The organism is Methanobrevibacter sp. (genome assembly GCF_045116495.1).
In the GTDB taxonomy this organism is placed as follows: domain Archaea; phylum Methanobacteriota; class Methanobacteria; order Methanobacteriales; family Methanobacteriaceae; genus Methanocatella.
On the sequence record NZ_JBGULU010000143.1, the window covers coordinates 1 to 4,200 of the forward strand.

Annotated in this window: 7 protein-coding genes; 2 read left to right on the forward strand and 5 right to left on the reverse strand. The window is 35.9% G+C overall.

Translation table 11 applies throughout. The features are described from left to right. Positions 1 to 24: 24 nt before the first annotated feature. Genes ACJMLH_RS07780 through ACJMLH_RS07795 form a run of 4 tightly spaced genes read right to left on the reverse strand, consistent with a single transcriptional unit; the run spans position 25 to position 2,692 of the window. Positions 25 to 534, reverse strand: coding sequence for a GNAT family N-acetyltransferase (locus ACJMLH_RS07780; RefSeq protein WP_405276410.1), 510 nt, complete (start codon positions 532 to 534; stop codon positions 25 to 27). Next, entirely contained in the window at positions 531 to 950 is a 420-nt protein-coding gene (locus tag ACJMLH_RS07785; RefSeq protein ID WP_405276412.1) for an NUDIX domain-containing protein, read from the reverse strand. The genes ACJMLH_RS07780 and ACJMLH_RS07785 overlap by 4 nt, the downstream gene beginning before the upstream one ends. Before the next feature lie 45 nt (positions 951 to 995). Further along, a complete protein-coding gene (locus tag ACJMLH_RS07790) occupies positions 996 to 1,997 on the reverse strand; it encodes a GGGtGRT protein (protein WP_405276414.1) in 1,002 nt (333 codons plus the stop codon). A 2-nt stretch (positions 1,998 to 1,999) separates the two neighbouring features. After that, positions 2,000 to 2,692, reverse strand: coding sequence for an iron-sulfur cluster assembly scaffold protein (locus ACJMLH_RS07795; RefSeq protein WP_405276416.1), 693 nt, complete (start codon positions 2,690 to 2,692; stop codon positions 2,000 to 2,002). Positions 2,693 to 2,836: 144 nt separating this feature from the next. On the opposite strand from ACJMLH_RS07795, the gene ACJMLH_RS07800 reads away from it, so the two are divergent. Beyond that, complete coding sequence (locus tag ACJMLH_RS07800) at positions 2,837 to 3,133, forward strand: putative quinol monooxygenase (protein ID WP_405276418.1); 297 nt, start codon at positions 2,837 to 2,839, stop codon at positions 3,131 to 3,133. 21 nt (positions 3,134 to 3,154) lie between these two features. Continuing rightward, complete coding sequence (locus ACJMLH_RS07805; protein ID WP_405276420.1) at positions 3,155 to 3,937, forward strand: NAD(+)/NADH kinase; 783 nt, start codon at positions 3,155 to 3,157, stop codon at positions 3,935 to 3,937. Here the strand turns inward: ACJMLH_RS07805 and ACJMLH_RS07810 are convergent. Next, the gene (locus ACJMLH_RS07810; protein WP_405276422.1) at positions 3,930 to 4,169 is read right to left on the reverse strand and encodes a 4Fe-4S dicluster domain-containing protein; all 240 of its coding nucleotides are present in this window, start codon (positions 4,167 to 4,169) and stop codon (positions 3,930 to 3,932) included. The two genes, ACJMLH_RS07805 and ACJMLH_RS07810, sit on opposite strands and share 8 nt — an antisense overlap. Positions 4,170 to 4,200 lie beyond the last annotated feature (31 nt).

Consider the following 4,200-nt stretch of genomic DNA (forward strand, 5'->3'; position numbering starts at 1 on the left):
ATTGAGAACAGAAAAAATGGGATGTTAATATTTATTACATCCCAGTTCCCCTTTAAATGCCAACCTCATCTGGTTCCAGACAACACCACCATGAACAGATTCACTGATTCCCTCATCAACAAATCCAAATTTTGAGTAGTAATCTAGCAATTCTTTTTTACAAGTCAAAACAACACCCAATCGTTTTTCTTGCCTAGCCTGGATGATAAAACAGTTCATTAATTTTGATGCATATCCCTGCATTCTATAATCAGGATGAGTATTTAGGCCAAATATCATCTGCCAATCCCCGGATTCATCATGCAGATTCGGATTTTCATACATCTCATCAGTCAAATCAGCATCATCACTGCAGAATCCGTCAATAAATGCCACTAGTTTACTTTCTAAAAATAAGAGCAGAAAATGATTTGGATACGTTTTTAACCTTTCCCTGAAATCATCTTTTGTTGCTGCTTCGTTAGCAGGAAAGCATTCACGTTCCAGATTAGCTATGTCATCCAAGTCATCTAAAGTTGCTTTTCTTATTATCATTTTTTTCCAAATGCTTCAACTGCCGGAGGTGTCAGTAAACCTTTTGAAATCATATCGTCGACTTCTTCAAAGCTGAACCATCCATAATCATCATGTTCTTCGCTGATTGTAACCTCATCGCTTTGGCAGGTTACTTTCATGATTAATTGAATTGATTTTACTTCTTCATTGGTTTTGCACGCAGAATAATCCCTTCTGACAACATTTAAAAGTGAATCAACATCCACTTCAAGGCCTGTTTCTTCAAGGTATTCCCTTTTAAGTGCATTGTCAAAATATTCGCATTTTTTTACTTTACCGCCCGGAATTTCCCATCTGCCTGCATCATGAGCAGATTTTGATCTGATTTTTAAAAGTAAAACTTTTCCATCATATTCACATATCCCACGAACGGCCATACCCCACATTGTAGCCATAATATAACTTCCTAAAAAAAAGAGTATTAAAGGGAAGAAATTCCCTTATTTTTTCATAGCTTTTTCAACTGCAACGGCAACTGCAACTGAAGCTCCAACCATAGGGTTGTTTCCCATACCTATCAATCCCATCATTTCCACATGGGCAGGTACTGAAGATGAACCTGCAAATTGAGCATCGGAGTGCATTCTTCCAAGAGTATCTGTCATACCGTATGAAGCAGGTCCTGCTGCCATATTGTCCGGGTGCAGAGTTCTTCCGGTTCCTCCGCCGGATGCGACTGAGAAGTATTTTTTGCCTTGCATGATACATTCCTTTTTGTATGTTCCAGCTACAGGATGCTGGAAACGTGTTGGATTGGTTGAATTACCTGTAATTGATACATCAACACCTTCCAAATGCATAATGGCCACACCTTCACGTACATCATCAGCACCATAGCATCTTACCTTTGCCCTTTCACCGTCAGAGTATGCTTTTTCTTTAACTATTTTTACCTCTCCGGTAAAGTAGTCAAATTCTGTTTCTACATGTGTAAATCCATTGATTCTTGAGATGATTAATGCTGCATCTTTTCCAAGACCGTTTAATATTACTCTCAATGGTTTTTCTCTGACTTCATTTGCAGAGTTTGCAATACCAATTGCTCCTTCTGCAGCTGCAAAACTTTCATGACCTGCAAGAAATGCAAAACATTCACTTTCATCGCTTAAAAGCATTGATGCAAGGTTTCCATGACCTAATCCTACTTGTCTGTCATCTGCTACACTGCCAGGAATACAAAATGCCTGCAATCCTTCACCGATAGCTTTTGCAGCATCTGATGCTTTTGTGCATCCCTGTTTAATTGCAATTGCGGCTCCTAGTGTGTAAGCCCAGCAGGCGTTTTCAAAACAGATTGGCTGAACCCCTTTAACTATTTCATATGGGTCAAAACCTTTGTCAAGACAAATTTGTTTAGCTTCATCCAAGTCTTTAATGTCATACTTTTCCAAAACAGGAATGATTTGTGCAATTCTTCTTTCATAACTTTCAAATAATGCCATAATCATTCACTCCTAGGATCTATCTTTTTAGCCGCATCATCGAATCTTCCGTATTGACCTGTTGCATTATCAATAGCTTCAAGAGGGTCAACACCATCTTTGATTTGATCCAACATTACGCCTAAGTTAATGTATTTGTATCCAATGATTTCATCATCTTCGTCAAGTCCAATTTCTGTAATGTAGCCTTCAGTAAGTTCTAGATATCTTGGACCTTTTTCTTTGGTTGAGTAAATTGTTCCTACTTGGCTTCTGTGGCCTTTTCCCAAATCTTCAAGTCCTGCACCTATTTGAAGGCCCCCTTCTGAAAATGCAGATTGGGTTCTTCCGTAAACAATTTGTAAGAATAATTCACGCATTGCTGTGTTTATAGCATCACACACCAAATCGGTGTTCAAAGCTTCAAGGATTGTTTTTCCAACAAGTATCTCACCTGCCATAGCTGCTGAGTGAGTCATACCTGAACAACCTAATGTTTCAACCAATGCCTCTTCAATAATACCTTCTTTAACATTTAATGTCAATTTACAGCATCCTTGTTGCGGTGCACACCAACCAATACCATGAGTAAAACCTGAAATGTCTCCAATTTGCTTTGCTTTTACCCATTTGCCCTCTTCAGGGATTGGAGCAGGGTCATGATTTGCACCCTTGCGAACAAGACACATATTTTCAATTTCTGTTGAATATATCATCATCTTTCTCCAAAAGTTTTTGCTGTTTTTATATATCTGTTTTTTTATTAATGTATTTTTGGAAAATAATATGAAATATATTTTTTACAAATGGTAATTATTTAAGTATTAAAAGATATAAATAAAATTTTGTAGGTGAATATTATGGATTTCATACTCGTTTTAGCAAATATTGAACCTAAAGAAGGTTGTCAAGATAGTATAATCGAAGTTTCAAAAGAATTGATTGATGAATCTTTACTTGAAGAAGGTAATATCGATTATAAATTACTAACACCTATTGATGAAGACACATTAACATTTGTTGAAAAATGGGAATCTTTAGAAGCTTTGAAAAGACATATGGGTTCTCCTCACTTTTTAAACTTTTCAGAAGAAAGTGGAGAATTTGTTAAAGATATGACAATTCAAGTTATAGGTGCAGATGAATTAAACCTATAATCTTTTTATTTTTTTGATAACATGAAAATATTCATTTATACTGATTTTGAAAAGAAAATAACCACCAATACCAAAAACAAACTAATCTCCATATCAAAAAAATTAGGTCTTGACATCGTTGACAATATCATCGACTGTGATATAATCATTTCAATAGGTGGAGACGGAACATTTCTCAAATCATCACACAGATCACAGGAAAAGCCAATAATAGGAATCAACACAGGAACATTGGGATATTTAACTGAAATCAATCCCGAAGATATTGAAAACGCTCTTGAAAATATTCTGGAAGGAAAATATTACATAGAAAGGAGAATGATGGTTGAAGGTGAAATAATCAAACCTTCGGGAGAAATTATTGAAATACCACCAGCATTAAATGAAATCGGAATTTCAAAAAATATGACTGGAGTGGTTAGATTTGACGTTTTCATTAATGGAAAACTAATCAATTCATATACAGCAGATGGAATACTTGTTTGCACACCCACCGGATCAACTGCATATAACCTATCCTGCGGAGGCCCAATTGTGGATCCTACCGCCCATATTCTCACATTAACACCGGTAGCTCCCCATACAGTAATCAATAGAAGCATTGTGCTTGCCGACGATTCAACTGTTGAGATTGAAATCACAGAACTTAGGGAAAATACCTCCTCTTATGTATTATATGACAGCTTTCCATTGGAAGTATTCAGCGGAGATATTGTAAGAATTAAAAAATCAGATAAGATTACAAAAATAATTAAAATAGAAAATACAAGCTTTATAGACACCATCCGTGAAACTATCAGTTAACAGTAATGCAGTCATTAGGACAAATCGCCATACATACTTTACATCTTTTACAAACCTGAGCGTCACGAACAGATGATTTTTCCTCAACAATTATTAAAACATTATTTGGACAGGCTATTGAGCATTTTTCGCATCCATCGCAATCCTCAATGTTAATGTCAATGTGGGAGTCCTCAACTACCTCTTCCTTTTTGGACTTTTTGCCTCTTTTGAATAATGAACCTAAACCCATAATTGTAGTTTATAAAAAATAGTAATTAAAA